This window comes from Bacillus sp. FSL K6-2944 (genome assembly GCF_038005385.1).
Lineage (GTDB): Bacteria > Bacillota > Bacilli > Bacillales > Bacillaceae_G > Bacillus_A > Bacillus_A cereus.
Genome location: NZ_JBBOTE010000010.1, coordinates 1 through 19,105, shown reverse-complemented (window position 1 = coordinate 19,105; position 19,105 = coordinate 1). Strand labels below are relative to the sequence as shown.

Genomic DNA, 19,105 nt, shown 5'->3' with positions numbered 1-19,105 from the left:
CTATTCTTCCTCTCTACGATTTTTTCTTCTTTTACCATGATCCACTGTAATATAAGGCGGAGATACCTCCTTAAAGCGGTTCATACGTGCTTGGTAGTTATTAAAATGTACTTGCAGAATTTGCACCATCTCCTGCGCATTTAAGATGTGGCACTCTAATCCATCTTCTGAGAGTTCTGTTAAATTTTCTCGTAACTGTTCCGCTCGTTCTAACAGTGTTTCTAGACCGTTCTGGATGCTTTCTTCCTCTCCCCTTACTTTCTCCTTTAACAGCAAGTAATGCGCCTTTTTCAGCGTATTCTGCACGTGTGAAGACTTTTCTAAATACGAAACATATCCTCTTCTTAATAATTGACGCATGGTATTTGATTCCTCTTCAATTTTTTGTTTCTGATCTTCCACGTAATCCGATAAATCCACCGGTTCTGCGAGTACCTCAATTTGAAATGCACAAGGAATACCTGACACGATGGCTCCAAATTCCTCCATTAATTCCAATTTGTCGTCCTCTCCCATTAACTCTAAATTCATCGTCCCGACCCGAATGCCTACTACCAGTGTTTGATTCTTCGTTAAAATTGCTTGGTGGTACAAGGTCTGTATCGGAATTAAATCCTGTGTTCGCTTGATTTGTTGTCGCTGTTTTCTTTGTTCGTTCCACTTTTTCAAATTCATCTTTTCACCTACCTACTTTTTTATATAACAAAATATTTTGTTTCTTTTTTTTCTTTTTATAAAAACGAAACACATCTTGGAAATACGCACCTGCTTTCACATTACAGCCACGGACTGCTGGTAAAACAAGTAAGCCCGTAAAGAGGACAAAGAAAAATATTCCCAGTCCTAATTGTGCAAAGATATGGATAGGTAAAAGATACAGTCCACCTCCTACACTTGGAAGGATGAGAAGATAGTATCCTATCTCCTTCCACCCTATCCCTGTATTTGGAATCAATTCAAACTTCGCATTGATATTTTTTGGAATATGAATGTGCTTCAAGCTCATCTTTCTCTACCTCAACTTTCCAACTACAAAGTTCACAATTAATGTTCCCATAAAAATAACGCCTGTCACCATCACAATCGATAACATATCGCCTTTGCATTCTGCTTTCTCTGACGGATTATTTGCGAGCTTCATTTTGATTCCTTTCCATCCAAACATACAAGCTCCAACGGATGGGGCAACGAATAGAATAATAGTCGAAACAGCATCTACAATACTTTTAATCTTTTGTTTAATCTGGTCTTCCTCACCAGCGGCAAAAGCAGTATGTGGCGTACATATAATGACACATATCATCGCAAACATTGCATACTGCCAAACCGTTTTATTTTGAAATAGTTTCTTTACCTTTTGTTTCATCGTAACCACTCCCTTTCTTCTCTCCCCACTTTATGTCTAGCTTTTTCCCATTCGACTTTGGGTCAATGATAAACACCTGCCCTTTCTTACTTTGCTGGGCTGTATAGAGCATACGTGCGTAAGTATAATCCGCCATTCCCACTACACTTGCCCTCCTTGTTCCATTGGCGCCTGCTTGGATGTGTCTGCTGTAGAAGATGGTTTCTCGGGTTTTTTTGGTGGTTCAACAGGTGGGTCTTGCTTTTGTTCTTCTACTACTTTGACTCCCACTTTCGTAACAGAACGATTTCCCGCTTGATCAGCTGCCATCACTTCTACTGAAATATCTCCTGCTTTGCTCGTATCATACGCGCCAATCGTTACGGTAGGGTTTGCATCCTGATTATCTTGTACAGTAACCAAATCTTGCAGTAATAACTTCGCTCCAACTTTTACGGTGACATTCTCTTTTGGTGTAATTATAGGCGCTTCCGTGTCTTTATTTTCCTTTACATCTATTACTTTCACCGTAACCATGACACTTGCCTGATTGCCAGAGCGATCTACCGCAATAACTTCTACCTGTATCTCTCCTGCTTTGCTTGTATCGTACTTGCCAACAGAAACAATTGGATTCGCATCCTTGTTATCACTTACCGTAACTACATCTTGTGCAGAGAGAATGTGACCAACTGTCACTGTAATATTCTCTTTCGGTTTAATCACAGGCGCTTCCCTATCCTTATCTGCCTCGGGGTCGATCACGGTTACTGTTACCCTGATACTAGAACGGTTGCCTGCTTGATCAATCGCCACCACTTCTACTTGGATGTTCCCTTCTTGACTGGTGTTATACGTTCCATTAATGGATAATAACGGATTTTTATCCCGATTGTCCGTGACCGTAACTAGATCATGCGGGTTTAGATTCTGTCCTTTTTGTACCGTAAGGTTCTCTTTTGCTGTAAGTTTCGGTGCTTCTTTGTCTACAGGGGTTGCTGGTTCTTTTGGTGGGTCAATCACAGGCGGATTCGGTTTTTCCCCTCCTCCACCATCTGTTGGTGGCATAATGACTGGTGGCTTGGGTTTATCGACTTCTGTTGGCAGTGCTACCGTCACTTTCGGCTTCTCTATATTGGTTGGTGGAGTCGGTTTTTCAATTGGAATGGGTTCTTTCATATTTGATGTATTCCCTAATGGCGTTACGATCACGGTTGATGGTATTTCTGGTTTAGGTGGTTCAATTGCAGGTGTTGGTAACTTCTCTTGTTCTACCTTCGCTTTTTGATTCGTCTGAAGGATGGTTGTTAATTGTTTCGTTTCCTCTTCTGTCAAATATTTTTTAGCGGTATTCGTTGCTACAACTGGTATAGCATCTTTTTTTGTTACAGACGTTGTATCCCCTACTTCTGGCTCAGAAACCTCTTGCTTCTGCCCTGTCTCTTCCTCTTTTTTTATTGTTTCTGTTTTCTTGTCTTTCTTCACTTCTTCCGTTTTTTTCTGATTCTTTTCTTTGGAAGACGCTTCTTCTTTTCCGAAACAACCTGCCAGAGAAGACAATGCCAGCACTGTCCCACTTACAATCGTGACTTTCTTTAGAAATGCTTGTTTCCTCTTCATTTCGATTCCTCCATTTGTCTAGTTTTCTAGTCATCTAGTACTTGCAATCAACCCGTTGTATAGGGATTTTCTGCGGAAGATGATAGGTATCCATAACAACCACTTCATTTTGTAGCAACAACAGTTCCAGATAATCATATCCACTGATTCGGCCAAACAGTTTCGCCTCCTCCATACTGCGCGTGCCGAAAAACAACGTCCGTTCACAATTTTCTAGTATCTGATCGGTAGCTTCTTTCCCATAAATTTGCTGAAGACTTGCATGGGACTGCACAATCAAAGAAAGATACATCCCTTTTTTCCTTACCACTTGTAAAAAAGACAAGAGATTGGGAATGGGATACAACTCATATTCTTCTAAAAAAAGATGAATCGCTTGTTCCCTAGCAGTTTCTTGCACCAAACCAAACAGCTTTTGCAGGCGTTCCCCTCGCTCTTGATACGTACTGTCAAAGAGATTGGCGTGAATATATACAACAAACTTTCGGTCTGTCACATGTACAAGCCTATCTTGTAATCGTTTCTCAAACTGTGGATGAAGAAAGTCCAATTGTACGATTTCATATCCTTGCTTTTCCTTTGTTTGATGAGTCGCATGATAGATTTCCTGTTTCCCACTCTCTACAACGATGATATTTTTTTCTTCTTGCTTTACATTCGGAATGGTATAGCCTCGTGTCTTTCCTACGCCCGTGGGACCAACCACATACACATGTCCTTCCTTTCCTTTTTCAAGCTTAATTTCTGTAGACCCGATTAACATGTTCTTCACCTATCTTTCTCTTTTTATATAAACCAGATGAGACTAATTACAAGCCAAAACGGAAGAGATAATAAGTAAGCATTTTTGCACCCTTCGAAAAAACGTAACGATTCAACCTCTACTTCATCAGCTCTCTGTTGATGCTCTACTTGTATCTTCCAATTACTCATTCCTTCTCCAGATTTACCAACTACCTTTTGATGACGCCTCATGTTTCTCCCCACTTTCTAAGTTCAAATTATCCTCTCAACCGACACCCTTTACACCTTATGATTCCCCGCCACCCTTTTGTCGCTGAGAGTCTTTCCTTATTCGTGCGGAACATTTACCTTTTTCGTGAAATACGCACAACTTTCTGCTGAATCGTTATTCAGATTATCAAACTTTCTTATCGTTATCCTTTTATTCCTTCACCTTTCGATGCACACGATACGTATGGATAGCTAGGCATCCACCTACTAGCATCACAATCCCGCCAATCCACATCCAATATGGATTCTCTTCTTGACCACCTGTTGTCGGAAGTATCCCTTCTGCTTTCTTCGGCTGCGTTTCTACCGCTTTTACCATTGGCTGGGCTTTGGCTGGTTGTTCCACTTTTGGTTGTGGTTGTTCAGGCTGCACAGGTACGTCTGGTATCTTTGATGGCGTTTCTGGACGCTCAGGTTTGGGCTGTACAGGTTTATTCTTGAACGTAACGGTTTGCCCTTTATCTTGGATGTCACTGTGCGTTGCCACTAACACACCGTTTTGATACACGTCTTCAAATACCACCACTTCTTTTCCTTCCAGCGCAGAAGCATGGAAGGTGAAGTCTACTGTTACAAAACCATCTTTTTCTTTTGCAGTAAATGTGGATGTTGCTGTTACTTCTTTTCCATCTACTACAAATGGTTTGTTTGTTGACTTATCCATGAGCTTTCCTTTTACGACATACTCTTTCCCTACGACGAGGTCTTTGTACGCCACTTTATCTTGGATTGTGACAGCATTCTTCGCTTCTAACTCTTTCGAGCCATCCTCTTTGTTTGTGGCTGTTGTTTGGACAGAAGGTTTTACAAACTTGACTGTTTGCCCTTTATCTTCTATATCACTGTGAGTCGCAACAACTTTGCCTTCTTTTATAAGGTTCTCAAACACTACCACTTCTTTTTCTTCTAAACCAGTTGCATCAAATGTAAAATCGAGTGTAATCGAACCGTTCGCTTCTTTTGCTGTAAATGTAGATGCTGCTGTGACTTCTTTCCCCTTTACAACGAGTGGTTGATTTGAAGCTTTATCCACTAATTTCCCTTGAATCGTGTACTCTTTTCCTACTTGTAGATCTTTGTAGACCACTTTATCTTGGATCGTGACAGACTGAGACGTGTGCATTTCTTTTGCTCCGTCCGTTTTATCTGTTGCTGTTGTTTGAATCAATGGAATCTTTTCATCAGCAACCGTATGCTTCACGATTTCCCCATTCTGCTTGATTTCAAACGAGAAGGCTTCTTCGTTCAACATGAACCCTTCGGGCGCTACAACCTCACGGTACGTATATGTACCGAACGGGATTTTACTAAACTTCGCAATTCCTTCTGCATTTGTCTTACCTTTTGCTACGATTTCTCCTTTCTCATTTCGAATCTCAAATTCTGCATGTGGTAGTTTCACATTCCCATCTGCAACATCCACTTTGGTTACTTCTAATTCCCCGTAGATTGGTTGATTCTCAGCTGTAATCGTTGCAATTTCGCCTGTTTTCACTTCTACCGTTTGAGGCGCATCATTCAAGATGTAACCTGCCGGACTTTTCACTTCTTTTACTACGTAAGAACCGATTTCCAGGTTATTCATCCTAGCAATACCATCTGTATTTGTTGTTATCGTTCCCATACTCTTCTGGTCGCTTGCTAGCACTTCAAATACTGCTCCTGCAAGTGGTTTCTTGTTTTCATCCACTTTTCGGATTTCCAAACCACCCATCGATTTCCAAAAGACCTGTATATCCTGACTCACTTTCTGTTGACTGCGTTCTAATAGAACTGTCGCATCCTGAATGCTTTCCGTCCCCTTATATACAACAGCATGTTGATTTGTCAGGTTCGCTGTTACTTTCAATGACAATTCTGCACTTTTGGAGGATTTTGGCACTTGTACACGGAATGTTTCTCCTAAGGAAAACGTTTCTTTTGCTTCCCCTTGTTCTGTGACAATGCGTGTGCCCACTGGAGCTTGATTCAGCGCTACCTGATACGTCCCTTGCTTCGCATTACTTTCTACTGTATACTGAGTGGTCTCAAAGTACGCACCATTCAGCTTTGCTTCTTGCTTGTCAGTTGGTTTCACGTTCATAAATACATCTTGTGTATCTTCCATGTGATCCGCTGCGTATCGAATGGCTTTCACAGCACGTTCTACTTCCGAATCTTTAAACTGTAAATCGTCTGGATTTAGCTGTCCCAGTGCTACCCATACAGAAAGTTGGGTCGCGTAATGAGCCTGTTGCCAAGTAGAAACCCCAAGTTGTTCTGGTGTTTTTTGCGGGTATCCATTTAGTAACACGCGATACACCACATCATCGGTACGTCCGATTTCGGGCAAGTCTTGCCCATCAGGAGATTTCTTCCCATAGACTAAACAATAGGCAATGTGCCCATTGGCATTTTTCAGAAGCTCCGTTCGGACATCTTTCCCATATTGTGGACTGTATGCCCACGCGATTTCGTATTTCTCGCGGTGGATGACTTCTGCACTCGCAGATTTCAGCGGAATCAGTACACTGATGAAGAACATACAGATACTCATCAAGACAGTAAAAGGTTTCGAATACACAATTTTTTTCGTCATATACTAGTAGCTCCTTTTTGAGTATGAAATTTTCAAAGGCCTAAATAGATTGAATGTTTTTAAAATTCGGTCTAATCTAAACAAAAAAATATGCTTCTTGAATATAGTTTCTACTTGCGGTTGGAAATGTTTGAATTCTTTCCTATTTCCTATACAATGTACATTGAATGCATATTGTATGGGTATACTTATCAAGTTAATCAGAATCATGTGATTTTAGCTCGATAATACGTGGGAGTAAAGAGATCACCTATGGGCACATTCAAATACGCTGCAATTACAATAGCTCGAGATGCAATTGTACTTTTTTTCCCTGTCTCAATTGCTTGTAATACCCCATAAGGAATACCTAAATCTTTCGAACATTGCTGAATTGAAATCTCTTTTTTTTCACGAATTAACCTGATACTTGCTACATCTTTTTGGTGAAGAGTCATTATTCTCACCTCCTATCATTCTGTTCTTTTTTATTATATAACACCTTTAAGATTAAAACAACCTCGAAGGGTTAATTTTAATCTTAAAGGGTTAGACATGGAGGATTATACATGGAGATTAACAATATATTTGCAAAAAATTTAAAGAAATTAAGAGGAAGAAAAGGGCTCAGCAGAAGAGAATGTGCTATAGCACTAAATATTCCATATACTACTTTAACAAATTGGGAGAATGGTTCTAAAGTCCCTAGGATAGATCGAATACCTGACATTGCCAAATTTTTCAATGTAACTGTTTCAGAGTTATTAGAATACCCTTTGACTAATGAAGAAGTACTTCATACCGATGATTGTCACGAAGATCCAATAAAACGTTTATCACATATTTTATATGAAAAATACAAAAATGTTCCTGATGAATATAAACCGGAGCTAGAAAAAGAAGTACTTAAATACGCTAGATTATTAAAAATAGATATCGACCTTAAAAATAATAAATATTAAATTAAAGCTAGAGGGATTTCCGCTAGCTTTAATTTCTAAAAAAATAAAAATTATTTACTATTATACTTTTCGATTAAATCTAACAAATCACTACAAAGATCAAAATCAATATTGCTCTCTTCAATTATTAATTCATATATTTTTCTAAAATCAAACACTTCCATATACCTCACTTTCCCTGAAAAGATTGTGAAAACATTAACTAACATTCTTTTTTCTAAGTTTATCAAACAAAAAGAATGTTATATAAATGCAGAAAAGACATCTAATAGATGTCTTTTCTAATTTGTTCCACCAGGATCCGCATGAACTTTATTTATTTGATTAATAAATGTGTATTCTTTGTTTTTACCTTCTGTTCTGTAGTCACCAAAACCCTGCAACAAAACTGCACTCAAAAAATATATGTATATTATTATTTTTTTCATTGTCTAACTCCTCTTAAAAGAAATTTAATTAAATATTCCGAAAAAACACTTTTCTTTTTCCCAATACATCCTAAATATTTAATCTATTATACATTTCATTTGCATATTGTACAAAGAAGAAATCATTGTATGATTTAAACCTGTCTATAGCTTGTAATATTAATTTTTTATCCGAATATATTACTCCCTTATATGTTAATTGAATCGGCGTCAGCATTCCCCTTTTTTCCAATTCTTCAATCCCATTTCTCGCTTCCTGTACTTTCCCCTGTTCAAAATAATACATACATTTTTCTGCTGGGTGTAATGTGCCAAAATCAATAGTTTTAATGTCTCTTTTCCAATATAATTTAGTGAAGTTTATATTATTCACTATAATTTCCTGTTTATATTTACAATTTCTTTTGATACATAGAGTTAAAGCTGTATCTAATTCATGTATTGCATCCTCGTAATTTCTGAAAATTGTATGCTCTCCAATACGTGCATGTAACATCGCCTGCATAATCGGAAAAAACCTCAAATCCTTATATTCCCATAACAAATCATTACAACTTCTAAAACGCACTGTATCATTTTTTCTATGTAAATAATAACTCCAGATATCTGTAATCCAATAATCATATAAACTTTGCACTTCTTGATCTTCTACATTAATTAGGTTTTCAATGGCTCTATTTTTATACACCTCAAATATATTAAAATCCCCTATATCACCTAATATTGATATCTTTAAAATATCGCATAATATAAGTAAATCTACCTCACTTTTAGTAATCTTTTTACGAAGTTCATCAACTGCACCATATATCACTTTACTATTCTTTATCCTTTTAGCTCTAGCATAAAATAACTTCATAACATCTGACATTTTCCGGATATAACAATCATCACATTCCATACTTTTCTGAATTAAAAATTTCAAGATGGATTCATTTCCATTTAAATATGCAACCACAAATAATCCCCGCATATTACTTTTCACTCTTTTGGAAATTGAATTAAAATTCTCTATACAACTGCGTTCCATTAACTCAACACTATTAGGGAAAACTTCATGTGCAATCTTTGCAATTTTAATAGCTGATAATTCTTTCCCCCTATTTCCCCACTCTGATATTGATGAACTAGATGTTTCTGTAACTCTCGCTATACTTCCCCAACTTTTGTTATTGGATTCTAAGACTTTGTTAAAACGTTCATATACAATATTCATACCCCTTCTCCTTTTTCAGTAAATTAAAATTTTTCTTTCCTATCCCTCTAAGTTTTATAAGTATATCATGACTATTTTCATATTTTGGGAGATATGCACTTATGCATATTGGTAATTAAAACCATATGAAATATCCTTATTTTTTATAATTATTATATAATAATTATCTTTTTATTATATTGAGAAATATTAATTTTAAGTATTATTCCTTAAAATTAACCCTTTAAGGTTCATTTTTTCAATTAAAGAATTGCTATTATTTAAAATCTTCCTTATAATAAAATAAAAAAACCCCACTCACATCTTTTTAAATTGGTATGTAGCCGGCAAGCACGAACCAATTTAAAACCCATTGAAAGTAGAGGTTTTTATATCACATAATAAAATATTTACTTGTTTTTCATTATAACATGTCTATTACATTATGTGAATAAAATCTCTTATTTTCCAAAAAAATATGTGTATTGGGATTTAGGAGGCTTTTTTATGTTAACAGGTACGAAACAGATTACTGCAAGTGATTTTACAAACGGTATTCAAATTGGCACAAACTCATTTCAAACAAATATGCAATTTAGAAAGACTAATACAACGTCCAAGTTCCTCATGCATGGACCAAAGTTTTTCGACGAGCTTCGTATCTATTTGCTGAAAAATAACGAGCTTGGCGAATATGCTTTGCCATCTTCTGCTTTAGCTACACTCATTTTACTTCATTACAAGGTAGATGATTTAGGGCGACTTCCTCGTAATTTTACATTATCGATAATCGCCAATGAATCTGATATCCCTTATTCTACGATTCATACAGGCTTTCAAGCCTTGCTTCATGCTGGACTGGTTCGGGAAATTTTCATTCATGGCATTCCCGTGTATGAAATTTGTAATTATGCAAGGTATAATCGTACTGCAAAAGAAGGGAATACACATGCGGACAAACTCTCTTATTTCCGTATTCCTAACTTATTGTTAGAGACTTCTATTTTAAAAGAGTTAGTTTCCCATCGCGACAGCAAAGGGATTATTGAACTTTTAAATCTATGTAATAATTTCACTCGTGAGCTTAAATTTAAGAGTAAAGATTCCATTGAAAAATACACGTTACCTCGCAACATGGACGGCTTAAAGGAACGTTTAGGGCGTAATGCAAAAAAAGTTCGTAACTACATAGAGATTATTTCGCCAATCTTTACATTTGATGCTGCTATAAAAAAGGTTAGAAACCCACGTAAAGGGCGGATAGCTCGCATACGTGAAAAGATTCAACAAATTGTTATCACTCAATTTACAGTTAGTATCAATTCTGCATGCGTGATTGAAAATGATCGAGCTGAAATGAGACAAGCAGAAGCTAAAATGCGTAAAGAAGCAACAGCCCGTCTTGAATCCATTGGCATAGCATTAACCTCGAAAGATCGTAAAGACATTGTTGTTTCTTATAAAGGAGAAGTCTCACGAATCGCTACATATATTAAAAACAAACAACTTCGTGATGATTTTATGACGTATACGATGAGTTATGCAATGGATCAATGTGAAAGTTTCTTAGCACTTGGAAAAAAAATAAAATCAATTGGTGGCATGATCCGAGCAAAACTGCGTGAATCGTTTATTCCATGGGCGGAACGATATTTAGATGATGATACGCGTCATGCACTTGTACTAGAACTCATTTCTCATGATATTGATGTACCTGATGCATTCAGGCTTACTTAAATTTTAAAAACTAAATAGACGATAGCCTTGTTCAAAAAAATTCACTCGGACAAGGCTATTTGTCATGTTGAAACCAATCAGACAATCATTCTATTACCTTATAATTCTAAAAAACAGTAGGGCTATTTTTCCTCCCTAACTGTTTTTTTATGTTCCTGTATACTAGATTACGCTTCAATACTTGTGGAATTGTTAGTAAATCTATACTTCAATTGTGTAAACCTTAGTATATTGTTATAAAATTTGTGTGAATCTGAATAGTTTGTAGTTGTAGTTATGGATAAGTTAGTATTCCGATTCGATTTTTCAGACAATTCATCGGGACTTAGAGCCACAAGAGTTTTCAAGCTTTTCTCTTCATCTATATAGTATTTGTATCTTTTATATTATTATTAAAACTTTTATATAATAATTGAAGTTATTACTTAGAGGGTGTTGCAAAACTAAAATAAATATGCAATGTTATGAATCAGAAAAACTAGCTGAACATGTAATAAATAGCGATTTTGACCATACCACCGTGGCTGTTCCAGCCCTTTATCTTTGAGATTACCAAACTGTTGTTCAATTTTCCCACGCTCTTTCATCAACTGTTTGCCAAAGATGGTTTGTGCAAAATGAGATAATACACGGCGATGTGTATTTTTGCTTTGTTCGACATTACGTGGGTTAATTGGATTCACCGCAAAAATATCACATGTTTTTGCAATTTCATAAATGCGCTGACTATCATAAGCAGCATCTGCAATGGAAAATAACACATTTTGACTTTGTATATCTTGAAGCAATACAGGGGCCATTTTGCTATCATGTACGTTCGCTGTTGTAAATGCATACGACAATACAACACCTTCTGGTGTAGAACAGACATGAGCCTTATATCCCTTATACCAACCATAACGAGTAGATTTCCCCCATTTTGCTTGGGAATCATATAAACTACTCCGTAAGGCAGTGCTATCAATTAAAACACACGGAATCAATCCTAAATTCATTTCTTCAAGAGTTTGTTTATGAATCAACGGAATACCTTCGTTGCGAAACCAAGTACCTACACGTGAAAAAGTGGATATATGTGGAACAAAGGAAAGGCCACAAGATACACGAAATGAAGGATATTGATGCAAAAAGCGAGTTAACTTGCGTAATGAATTGATTTGGAATACCGTTTTCACAAAAAAACATTTGAGTAAAGCTTTTCTACAGATAGGTGGGCGGCCTGTAATAGGCGGAACGCCTCCAATGGTTAAACTATCTACGTAGGCAAATAAAATTTGTAAAATGGAGTGATTCTGATCAAAATTGGTTATCATACTAGTAAATCCGTCCTTTCTGGAGATAGTTTGGGTTACTATCATTCTTCCAGGAAAACGGATTTTTTTATGCATTTATTTTTGAATATTTATGAGTTTTGCAACACCCTCTACTTAATAAATGAATTTATACATAAAAGATGAACAATCAATATACAACCGCTTTATGCATACTAATGTAATTTTGGGGGTGATTTTAGCAAACTTTAGCAAATTCAGAAAATACAAAGAGAGGATTTGACAAACTTACAATCCCCTCTGAAGTTCAATATTGATCTTTAAATCAGAACTACTTTTTAAATAATTTAGTAAACCAAGATTTGTCATGTTTACTAGATGTTATTAACTTGTTTGTTTCTTGAACCTCTTTCATCAGTTCTAACAATTGTTGATCTTTACTACTTATTTTAGAATCAAAAAACTTCTGTTGTTCCTCAATTTTAGTAAGAAGTTTTTTATTCGTTTCCACTACTTCTCTTATATGTTGAATGAGCTGTATATTTTGTGCTTCTTGGTTTTGAAGTTGTATAGCAACTTCTTTCATATTCTCATACATTATTTGTAGAATGGGTTTATTCATACCATCGTCTTGTATAGCGTCTTCATCAATCACAATATAGTTTACAGTACCCTTTAATACGTTCTCAATTACATCTGGTGGTTCTTGTGCATCCTTCATGTTGGCTATTAGCTTAAAAAGTTCTAAGGATTCTCTCTGGTATCTTAAAGTTCTTCCCTTTGTTCCTGGCACTGTTGCTAAGTATGGTTTGAATTGATCTCTCCAAGCTTGAATGGTTGTACGGGGTTTTTGAAGTATCCGTGCAATATCAGCAAGAGAATAAGTTTTTTTATACGTACTGTCCTGGCTGCCGTGCCACGATTCCTCTGTGTGATCTTCCCTAGTCGTCATTCGTCGTCACCACCTCGTTTTATGTCTTTAATACGTTATTTCAAGTTGGCGTTTTATCGTTAATGGTTAAAATCAATGTTCGTCATGTTGTTGAATATTCGTTATTCGTCTAATTCGATTATTAATAAGTGTTTTCCTTTCATAAAAAGTTTCTAAAAATAAGTACGACTTAAGTCGTACTTATTTTTAGAAAACAGTTGTTTTTTTTTGGTTAAATGTGCTAAAATAAGATTATAAGTAATACTTAAGTCGTACTTGGATACGAAAGGGAGGAATTTTTAATGAAAATTGAAAGAAAAGTAGCCGATTTCGGAAACAGTTTTAATAATTTCACAGTGGATGGCTATTACTTTGAATTGGCAACGAATGTAGTAAAAGTTTCTAAGAAAAAAGCGGAAGATTTACTTGTTGAACGTATTTTAAATCCAGAGGATTTGTTAAATAGTTTATTAATTTCAACTGAAATTGACGGAGAAGAATTTTATTATGTGTTGGGACGATTAGCTGAAGATAATCAATTAGCAAATTCTCATGTAAATAAAATGCACGATAAAATTAAAAGTCCAATTCCTTATATAAGCTTTTTAGGAGCAATTGCATATTATCACGCACTGAACGCTGATAAAAACGATAATGAAGTTGAAATCGAATATATGAGTATGATGTTACCAATATGGTTGTTAAAACGTGAAGAGAAATTTAGCATTGCTCACAAGATGATGGAGCAAAGATTTATAGGTGAACATAAGGTTAAAGTTTTAACGCCAGGTATGGAAAGAGAGTTAACTATTACTGTTAACACAGCAAAATGCCGAAATGAATCAGAAATTGCTAGACATTCATTGAAATACAAAATGGTAGCAAAAGATAAAAATTCAGATGTAATCAGTATTGAGAAACGTTTGGAAGCTGAAAAATTTGATGATTTCGAAGTTGTACTTACTGATATTGGTGGAGGATCAACGGATGCTGTACGTTTAGGAAAAGGGCTTACTACACCTAAACACAGAGATTCATTCCAAGTAATCGATATTGAACCATTTTTAGGGTATATTGACCGATTTAGAAAAGAGAAAGTACTTCAATATTTTAAAGACTTAAGAACACTAGAAACATTTATTGTTAAGAATTATAAGGATCAAGATTACGTATTAACGGATGAAAATACAGGTCAAGAGCATGATTTTACTTCTGAAATTGTAGAAGCACTACAAGAATATGCAAAAATTTTAGTTGCTAAAGTACTAGATGTGTTTATTCCTTCAAGTACAAATACAGTTTTAAAATTCATCTATATTGGTGGGGAAGCGCCAGTTTTAGAACCATATATTAGGTTGGCGTTATTAGATCATATGAATGAAACGGCTGCAAAGAATAATCATTTCTTCTTAAGTGATATTATCAAGCGTGATGAAAAAGAAATATTCGCCCCAACATCCAGAACAATTAACTTAGCTGCTTTAGAGTTGAAAGCAATTGATGAAACAAAAGAACAGTTAGCTTAGAATAAAAGGACGTGCTAATATATGGCTAAAAGGAGAAAAATGGCATTAGGTGCTGAAAACATGCCCGATGACGTATATGAAATCCTTAATGAAAAGTCTAGTAGTAGACAATTAACAAGCTATGTTGTCGATTTAGTACAAAATGAGCAACGGTATGAGCAACTAATGCAAAAATTAGAAAGTGTAGAAAAGAGATTAAATCTTTTAAACACAGTTGAAAATAAATTAGATCAGTTACTTTCCAATGGGTTTGTTACTATACAAAAACAAACAGATTTTAAAGGTGAAGAACCAGATCTTAAAGAAGGTAAAATTATAAATGCTAAAGCGGTAGTTGGCGGAATTGCTAAAGAAGATAATGCAGAAGTAGATTTTTAAAATTTAATCACATGTTTCATGGGAAAGGACGATTATCATGTACTATAAATTAGACTTTTTACTGCAATATTTAGAGCGTAACGAAATGCCTTGTAAGTTTGTTATGTAAGGCGGAAAAGTAGTAAAGGGCATCGTAGATGGCAGAGACGAATATACTATCTACGTACAAACAGAAGAGCAAACACATTGCTTATTCAAAGGTTCAATTATGGATATTATTCCTGCTGAAAAATTAGATTTAAAAGCAATTCGGTCCATCACGCATAAGTGGAATATTGAAAAAAAGAAAGCATTGCAAAGTAAATAGTATGTTGCAATAAACATCATTTGAGTTTTAAGCAAGTATTAATAAAAAATCCCTGTTCATAGAAACGGAATTCTAAGACAGGGATTTTTTTGTTGCATTGCTTTTATTCTCATCATTGTTGTTAGGTATGCTAGATCTTCTAAATAGCAATATTCACAATTTTTTTTGTTGGAAAACTGAAGTGCGGAGATTTTCATTTTGTGCATTTCTTCTTTGTCAGAATGTTTGAACTCAGTTGCAGCTTTTTTGATTTTACGTAACATACTATTACTTAGGTGTTCCATTACATCATTGCATTTTATACAATGTTTCATTGAACATCACATGTTAATAGAGAAATTTTTATTTGAATCAAGGGAAGTCCTTCTTCCACTAGAAATTTTAAAAATGAAGAGAGAATTTCATCACTTATTGTGATAAGAGACCTCTCTGAATACAGTTTGAAATGTACCTTTTTTTTCATCCCATTTTCTCTTACTCATAATGAGATAACGAACGTAATGATTGTCGGATTTAGTGTGAGCTGATATCATCATTACATCTTGTTTGCTATAGCAATCTATATCGTGTATTCTCCACGCTTTTTCTAAGTCAAATGAGGAATGTTTCAGATTTTCACAAGCTTGTTCTAGGTTATTTGCTTGGATGAATGAAAGTGTACTATCAAACATATTTAACGCAACGTATGTTGTCAAATGCATGAAAATATTACTCTCCTTTTGTATGAATATAGTTACTTTAAAAATCCTACAGAGCTACAGGAGAATGATTGGTAATAATTTTGTTGTTCTCGTCTTCAGATGAAATATGTTTTATTTTCTGTACGTTAGGAAATAAATTCTCAATTTTTTCATTCACACGTATAGAAATTGATTCAAATAAAACTTCTCGATCTTCGATAGATAGATGCTCGATATGGAAATATTTTTCCGTTAGTTCACCTGTATCTTTACACAACTTCTCTCTTTTTTTCTTTTCCTCAAGTTTCATTTTTCTTTTTAATGCTTGTTTCGCTTTCTTGAGATGCACTTCTTTCTCAAGAAGTGCTTTTAATTTCTCTTCTATTTTATTACTCATATAATTCACCTCCATATAAGAAATTTTATTTGTATATTAGGGATTTTCTTTTTTGTGAAAACGACTGGGTGTATTTGCTTTAATATAGTTAGAAAAGATTTTAAATACTTCTTCTCGATCTTCAATTGTCATGTGATACATATCGAAGTACTTTTCGCATAATGCACCTGTTTCGATTAATCGTTTCGTTCGTTTTTTTCTATCATGCTGTTTATCTTGAAATTGTAATTCTCGTTTTGTGATTTTTAAGTACTCTAATTCTAGTTCAATCCTTTTTAACTCTGTTTCATGTTTCATTTTTTATCACCTGAATTTCAGTAGATAGAAAAACTATGTACATCAATTATAATTTGTGTGGATAATAAAATCAATAAAAATAATTCAGAAAATGATAGAAAAAAAGAAGAAGAAATGGTAAAATAGTCACTGTAAGGAACGTACAGTGCGCACTTACACAAACTTTCAGTTTGTATGTTTTAACAACCGAAATACATCGGTTGTTCCCTACGGGGTTTGTATAGTGGAAATATCAAATTTGAGGAGGTGAACTAGGATATGGCGATCTATCATTTAAAGGTGAAAACAATTTCAAGAAAGAAACAACAAAATGTAGTAGCGAGTGCTGCCTATCGAAGTGGTGAAGCATTATATTGCGAACGAACAAAAGAAACAAAATATTACTCTCGTACTGTCCAACCTGAAACGCATATCCTAGCACCTTCTGAAGCGCCATCATGGGTTTTTCGTCGTCAAGATTTATGGAATGAAGTAGAACGTTTCGAGAAAAGAGGAAACAGTCGATTAGCAAGAGAAGTGGTTGTAGCAATCCCGAATGAATTGTCAGAAGAACAACAACGAGAACTTGTTTTAACGTTTACACATGATACATTTGTACAACAAGGAATGATTGCTGATGTTGCCATTCATCGAGATGACAAAAATAATCCTCATGCCCACATTTTATTGACAACTCGTGAGATTTCACAGGATGGATTTGTGAAAAAGAAAAATAGAGATTGGGATAAGAAAGAAAATCTACTTGCATGGAGAGAAGCATGGGCGAAGTATGCAAATTTGTCTTTAGAAAAAGAAAATGTGCAAGAGAGAATTGACCATCGGTCTTACGAAGAACGAGGAATTGATTTATTACCATCAAAGCATATTGGCTATAAAGAACATCAATTAGAGAAACGTGGTATTCGTACCGAAACAGGAGAATATAATCGTCGTGTGCAAGTTTATAATCATCGTCTTATTTCCTTACAAGAAAAGAGACAATCGCTCCTTAAAGAACAACAAAAGAAAGAAACAGATTCGATTTCAAAAGTAGAGATATCTGTAAAAGGATATGTCGCTCTTTATAAAAAAATCGAGCTTGTTACGAAACAACAAGAACGTTTGCAAGATAGCAAATCGACACAGAAATTACACTCCTATACATGGTTAAAAGAGCAAATTGAAACATCCGCTTATCGACAGTTAGAAAAGAAAAATCTGCACGTATATATTCAAGAACAACCAAAGGAATTGCAAGGTGAATATGCGGTTCGCATGTATGAAAAAATGAAAGAACTACAGACGGAAGATATGGTGTCACTTGTAGAAGCGGTAGAGCGTGACGTGGTGATGGAGAAGGTTGAAAATCATATCAAAGAATCTGTAACCTATGAGCGCTTACAATCGCATATGGACCTGTTAGATCGTTGGGAAAAGAGTATGCAAAAGCAGAAAAAAGATGGACGGATTTCAGATGCTCGTTATGTATCAAATAGGAAAACATTACAAGCGCAAAGAGAAGATACAAATCAAGCGATGCAGTGGTATGAATTGCAAGCGATGTCCTATCTTTCTCGAAAAGGATATAGTGTATATCTTCGTGATTGGAAAGAAGAAAATCAGCCGAAAATAGCTGTTCAAATCATAGAAGAAATGAAACAACATCCTTCGCTTTCTATGGGCATAATTGTACAAAGAGTAAAAGAAAATGAAGTGTTAGCAGAAGCGCAAAAAATTATTAGAAAAGAAGTAACCATTGATGCCATTGATATGCGAAGAAAGCAACTCCATAAGTGGAAAGTGGCGGAACAAAAACAAAAACGTTCGGAACGTGTAGAATACATTATTGAGCAAGCAAAAGTATTAGTGGAAGCTCGTAAGATTTTAGTAGAACGTTGTGAACAAGAGTTGAAACAATATCCGAAAACACAAAGGGTTATTCAATCATTAGGTATGACAGAAAATAGTCCTGTTATGAGTAAGTGGTTAAGCTGGAAACAAACGTTAGGAAGAGAAGTAACAGAAGAAGAAAGTATGTCCTATGTAACAAAACTTTCGGTACAGCAAAAAGAAGAAAAAATGTTACAGGAAGCCAAACAAATATTACGGAAAGAAGTAACCTATCACAATGTGTCTGTAGCTATTGACCAGTTACAAGAACAGTTAACGGATACACCAATTAAAATCATATTGAATGAAGCGAGAACGAAAAAGATGGAGTATGAACTTGCGATTGAGCGAGTAGGTGAGTATCAAGAACTCTCTTCTAAGTGGAGAAAAACAAATTCTCAGCAATATAGATTGGGAGAATTGAAAACGTGGTTCACTCAAAAAGGAATTGATGTCAATCATCTTGCATATAGCTTACAACGAATGAAGTGGAATGTAGAGAAAATAGAAAAAGAAGCGCTTCGAAAAGAACGGATAGCGGAAGTACAATTACCACGAATCCAACAAGCGAAAAAGGTATTAGAAGAACAA

21 protein-coding genes are annotated in these 19,105 nt (G+C 35.3%); 5 read left to right on the top strand and 16 right to left on the bottom strand.

Annotation, left to right across the window (positions count from 1 at the left end; all coding sequences use genetic code 11):
• From MHH55_RS35190 to MHH55_RS35150, 9 genes are all read right to left on the bottom strand, one after another.
• Positions 1–675: a hypothetical protein gene (locus tag MHH55_RS35190; RefSeq protein ID WP_078186590.1), complete on the bottom strand. Its 675-nt coding sequence runs from the start codon at positions 673–675 to the stop codon at positions 1–3.
• 4 nt (positions 676–679) lie between these two features.
• Complete coding sequence (locus tag MHH55_RS35185; RefSeq protein WP_078186591.1) at positions 680–1,006, bottom strand: hypothetical protein; 327 nt, start codon at positions 1,004–1,006, stop codon at positions 680–682.
• 6 nt (positions 1,007–1,012) lie between these two features.
• A complete protein-coding gene (locus tag MHH55_RS35180; protein WP_078186592.1) occupies positions 1,013–1,366 on the bottom strand; it encodes a TrbC/VirB2 family protein in 354 nt (117 codons plus the stop codon).
• A complete protein-coding gene (locus tag MHH55_RS35175) occupies positions 1,332–1,508 on the bottom strand; it encodes a hypothetical protein (protein ID WP_176116566.1) in 177 nt (58 codons plus the stop codon). The genes MHH55_RS35180 and MHH55_RS35175 overlap by 35 nt, the downstream gene beginning before the upstream one ends.
• Complete coding sequence (locus tag MHH55_RS35170; RefSeq protein WP_078186593.1) at positions 1,508–2,965, bottom strand: hypothetical protein; 1,458 nt, start codon at positions 2,963–2,965, stop codon at positions 1,508–1,510. The genes MHH55_RS35175 and MHH55_RS35170 overlap by 1 nt, the downstream gene beginning before the upstream one ends.
• 34 nt (positions 2,966–2,999) lie before the next feature.
• Entirely contained in the window at positions 3,000–3,728 is a 729-nt protein-coding gene (locus MHH55_RS35165; protein ID WP_078186594.1) for a type IV secretory system conjugative DNA transfer family protein, read from the bottom strand.
• A gap of 23 nt (positions 3,729–3,751) precedes the next feature.
• Entirely contained in the window at positions 3,752–3,940 is a 189-nt protein-coding gene (locus MHH55_RS35160) for a hypothetical protein (RefSeq protein ID WP_078186595.1), read from the bottom strand.
• Between the two features lie 190 nt (positions 3,941–4,130).
• Entirely contained in the window at positions 4,131–6,557 is a 2,427-nt protein-coding gene (locus tag MHH55_RS35155; protein WP_078186596.1) for a VaFE repeat-containing surface-anchored protein, read from the bottom strand.
• Positions 6,558–6,763: 206 nt separating this feature from the next.
• The gene (locus tag MHH55_RS35150) at positions 6,764–6,994 is read right to left on the bottom strand and encodes a helix-turn-helix domain-containing protein (protein WP_078186597.1); all 231 of its coding nucleotides are present in this window, start codon (positions 6,992–6,994) and stop codon (positions 6,764–6,766) included.
• A 111-nt stretch (positions 6,995–7,105) separates the two neighbouring features.
• Between MHH55_RS35150 and MHH55_RS35145 the strand changes: the two genes are divergently transcribed.
• A complete protein-coding gene (locus tag MHH55_RS35145; RefSeq protein WP_078186598.1) occupies positions 7,106–7,498 on the top strand; it encodes a helix-turn-helix domain-containing protein in 393 nt (130 codons plus the stop codon).
• Between the two features lie 281 nt (positions 7,499–7,779).
• On the opposite strand, the gene MHH55_RS35140 is transcribed toward MHH55_RS35145, so the two are convergent.
• Together MHH55_RS35140 and MHH55_RS35135 are read right to left on the bottom strand one after the other, a co-directional pair.
• Positions 7,780–7,926 (bottom strand): hypothetical protein, encoded by a 147-nt coding sequence (locus tag MHH55_RS35140; RefSeq protein ID WP_176116568.1) that lies wholly within the window; start codon positions 7,924–7,926, stop codon positions 7,780–7,782.
• 70 nt (positions 7,927–7,996) lie between these two features.
• A complete protein-coding gene (locus MHH55_RS35135) occupies positions 7,997–9,142 on the bottom strand; it encodes an AimR family lysis-lysogeny pheromone receptor (protein WP_078186599.1) in 1,146 nt (381 codons plus the stop codon).
• A gap of 486 nt (positions 9,143–9,628) precedes the next feature.
• Between MHH55_RS35135 and MHH55_RS35130 the strand changes: the two genes are divergently transcribed.
• Positions 9,629–10,858 (top strand): hypothetical protein, encoded by a 1,230-nt coding sequence (locus MHH55_RS35130; RefSeq protein WP_078186600.1) that lies wholly within the window; start codon positions 9,629–9,631, stop codon positions 10,856–10,858.
• Between the two features lie 443 nt (positions 10,859–11,301).
• Here MHH55_RS35130 and MHH55_RS35125 read toward each other — a convergent pair whose 3' ends face one another.
• The gene (locus MHH55_RS35125) at positions 11,302–12,171 is read right to left on the bottom strand and encodes a transposase (protein WP_078185954.1); all 870 of its coding nucleotides are present in this window, start codon (positions 12,169–12,171) and stop codon (positions 11,302–11,304) included.
• Between the two features lie 289 nt (positions 12,172–12,460).
• Entirely contained in the window at positions 12,461–13,081 is a 621-nt protein-coding gene (locus MHH55_RS35120; protein WP_078186601.1) for a DUF3967 domain-containing protein, read from the bottom strand.
• A gap of 281 nt (positions 13,082–13,362) precedes the next feature.
• Between MHH55_RS35120 and MHH55_RS35115 the strand changes: the two genes are divergently transcribed.
• Positions 13,363–14,586 carry a ParM/StbA family protein gene (locus MHH55_RS35115; RefSeq protein WP_078186602.1) on the top strand — a complete coding sequence of 408 codons (1,224 nt, stop codon included), beginning with the start codon at positions 13,363–13,365 and terminating at the stop codon, positions 14,584–14,586.
• 21 nt (positions 14,587–14,607) lie between these two features.
• On the top strand, positions 14,608–14,964 hold the full coding sequence (locus MHH55_RS35110; protein WP_078186603.1) for a hypothetical protein: 357 nt from the start codon (positions 14,608–14,610) through the stop codon (positions 14,962–14,964).
• 711 nt (positions 14,965–15,675) lie between these two features.
• Here MHH55_RS35110 and MHH55_RS35105 read toward each other — a convergent pair.
• The 3 genes from MHH55_RS35105 to MHH55_RS35095 are packed head-to-tail and all read right to left on the bottom strand — an operon-like array spanning position 15,676 to position 16,645.
• Positions 15,676–15,972, bottom strand: coding sequence for a hypothetical protein (locus MHH55_RS35105; protein ID WP_078186605.1), 297 nt, complete (start codon positions 15,970–15,972; stop codon positions 15,676–15,678).
• 46 nt (positions 15,973–16,018) lie between these two features.
• On the bottom strand, positions 16,019–16,348 hold the full coding sequence (locus tag MHH55_RS35100) for a restriction endonuclease (protein ID WP_078186606.1): 330 nt from the start codon (positions 16,346–16,348) through the stop codon (positions 16,019–16,021).
• A 36-nt stretch (positions 16,349–16,384) separates the two neighbouring features.
• The gene (locus MHH55_RS35095; protein ID WP_078186607.1) at positions 16,385–16,645 is read right to left on the bottom strand and encodes a hypothetical protein; all 261 of its coding nucleotides are present in this window, start codon (positions 16,643–16,645) and stop codon (positions 16,385–16,387) included.
• Positions 16,646–16,903: 258 nt separating this feature from the next.
• Between MHH55_RS35095 and mobQ the strand changes: the two genes are divergently transcribed.
• Positions 16,904–19,105: MobQ family relaxase (mobQ, locus tag MHH55_RS35090; RefSeq protein WP_340882710.1), on the top strand; the 2,202-nt coding region annotated here is incomplete at its 3' end.

Coding starts and splice junctions, on each gene's coding strand:
- MHH55_RS35190 (WP_078186590.1), bottom strand. CDS start 675: ATGAATTTGAAAAAGTGGAACGAACAAAGAAAACAGCGACAACAAATC.
- MHH55_RS35185 (WP_078186591.1), bottom strand. CDS start 1,006: ATGAGCTTGAAGCACATTCATATTCCAAAAAATATCAATGCGAAGTTT.
- MHH55_RS35180 (WP_078186592.1), bottom strand. CDS start 1,366: ATGAAACAAAAGGTAAAGAAACTATTTCAAAATAAAACGGTTTGGCAG.
- MHH55_RS35170 (WP_078186593.1), bottom strand. CDS start 2,965: ATGAAGAGGAAACAAGCATTTCTAAAGAAAGTCACGATTGTAAGTGGG.
- MHH55_RS35165 (WP_078186594.1), bottom strand. CDS start 3,728: ATGTTAATCGGGTCTACAGAAATTAAGCTTGAAAAAGGAAAGGAAGGA.
- MHH55_RS35160 (WP_078186595.1), bottom strand. CDS start 3,940: ATGAGGCGTCATCAAAAGGTAGTTGGTAAATCTGGAGAAGGAATGAGT.
- MHH55_RS35155 (WP_078186596.1), bottom strand. CDS start 6,557: ATGACGAAAAAAATTGTGTATTCGAAACCTTTTACTGTCTTGATGAGT.
- MHH55_RS35150 (WP_078186597.1), bottom strand. CDS start 6,994: ATGACTCTTCACCAAAAAGATGTAGCAAGTATCAGGTTAATTCGTGAA.
- MHH55_RS35145 (WP_078186598.1), top strand. CDS start 7,106: ATGGAGATTAACAATATATTTGCAAAAAATTTAAAGAAATTAAGAGGA.
- MHH55_RS35140 (WP_176116568.1), bottom strand. CDS start 7,926: ATGAAAAAAATAATAATATACATATATTTTTTGAGTGCAGTTTTGTTG.
- MHH55_RS35135 (WP_078186599.1), bottom strand. CDS start 9,142: ATGAATATTGTATATGAACGTTTTAACAAAGTCTTAGAATCCAATAAC.
- MHH55_RS35130 (WP_078186600.1), top strand. CDS start 9,629: ATGTTAACAGGTACGAAACAGATTACTGCAAGTGATTTTACAAACGGT.
- MHH55_RS35125 (WP_078185954.1), bottom strand. CDS start 12,171: ATGATAACCAATTTTGATCAGAATCACTCCATTTTACAAATTTTATTT.
- MHH55_RS35120 (WP_078186601.1), bottom strand. CDS start 13,081: ATGACGACTAGGGAAGATCACACAGAGGAATCGTGGCACGGCAGCCAG.
- MHH55_RS35115 (WP_078186602.1), top strand. CDS start 13,363: ATGAAAATTGAAAGAAAAGTAGCCGATTTCGGAAACAGTTTTAATAAT.
- MHH55_RS35110 (WP_078186603.1), top strand. CDS start 14,608: ATGGCTAAAAGGAGAAAAATGGCATTAGGTGCTGAAAACATGCCCGAT.
- MHH55_RS35105 (WP_078186605.1), bottom strand. CDS start 15,972: ATGCATTTGACAACATACGTTGCGTTAAATATGTTTGATAGTACACTT.
- MHH55_RS35100 (WP_078186606.1), bottom strand. CDS start 16,348: ATGAGTAATAAAATAGAAGAGAAATTAAAAGCACTTCTTGAGAAAGAA.
- MHH55_RS35095 (WP_078186607.1), bottom strand. CDS start 16,645: ATGAAACATGAAACAGAGTTAAAAAGGATTGAACTAGAATTAGAGTAC.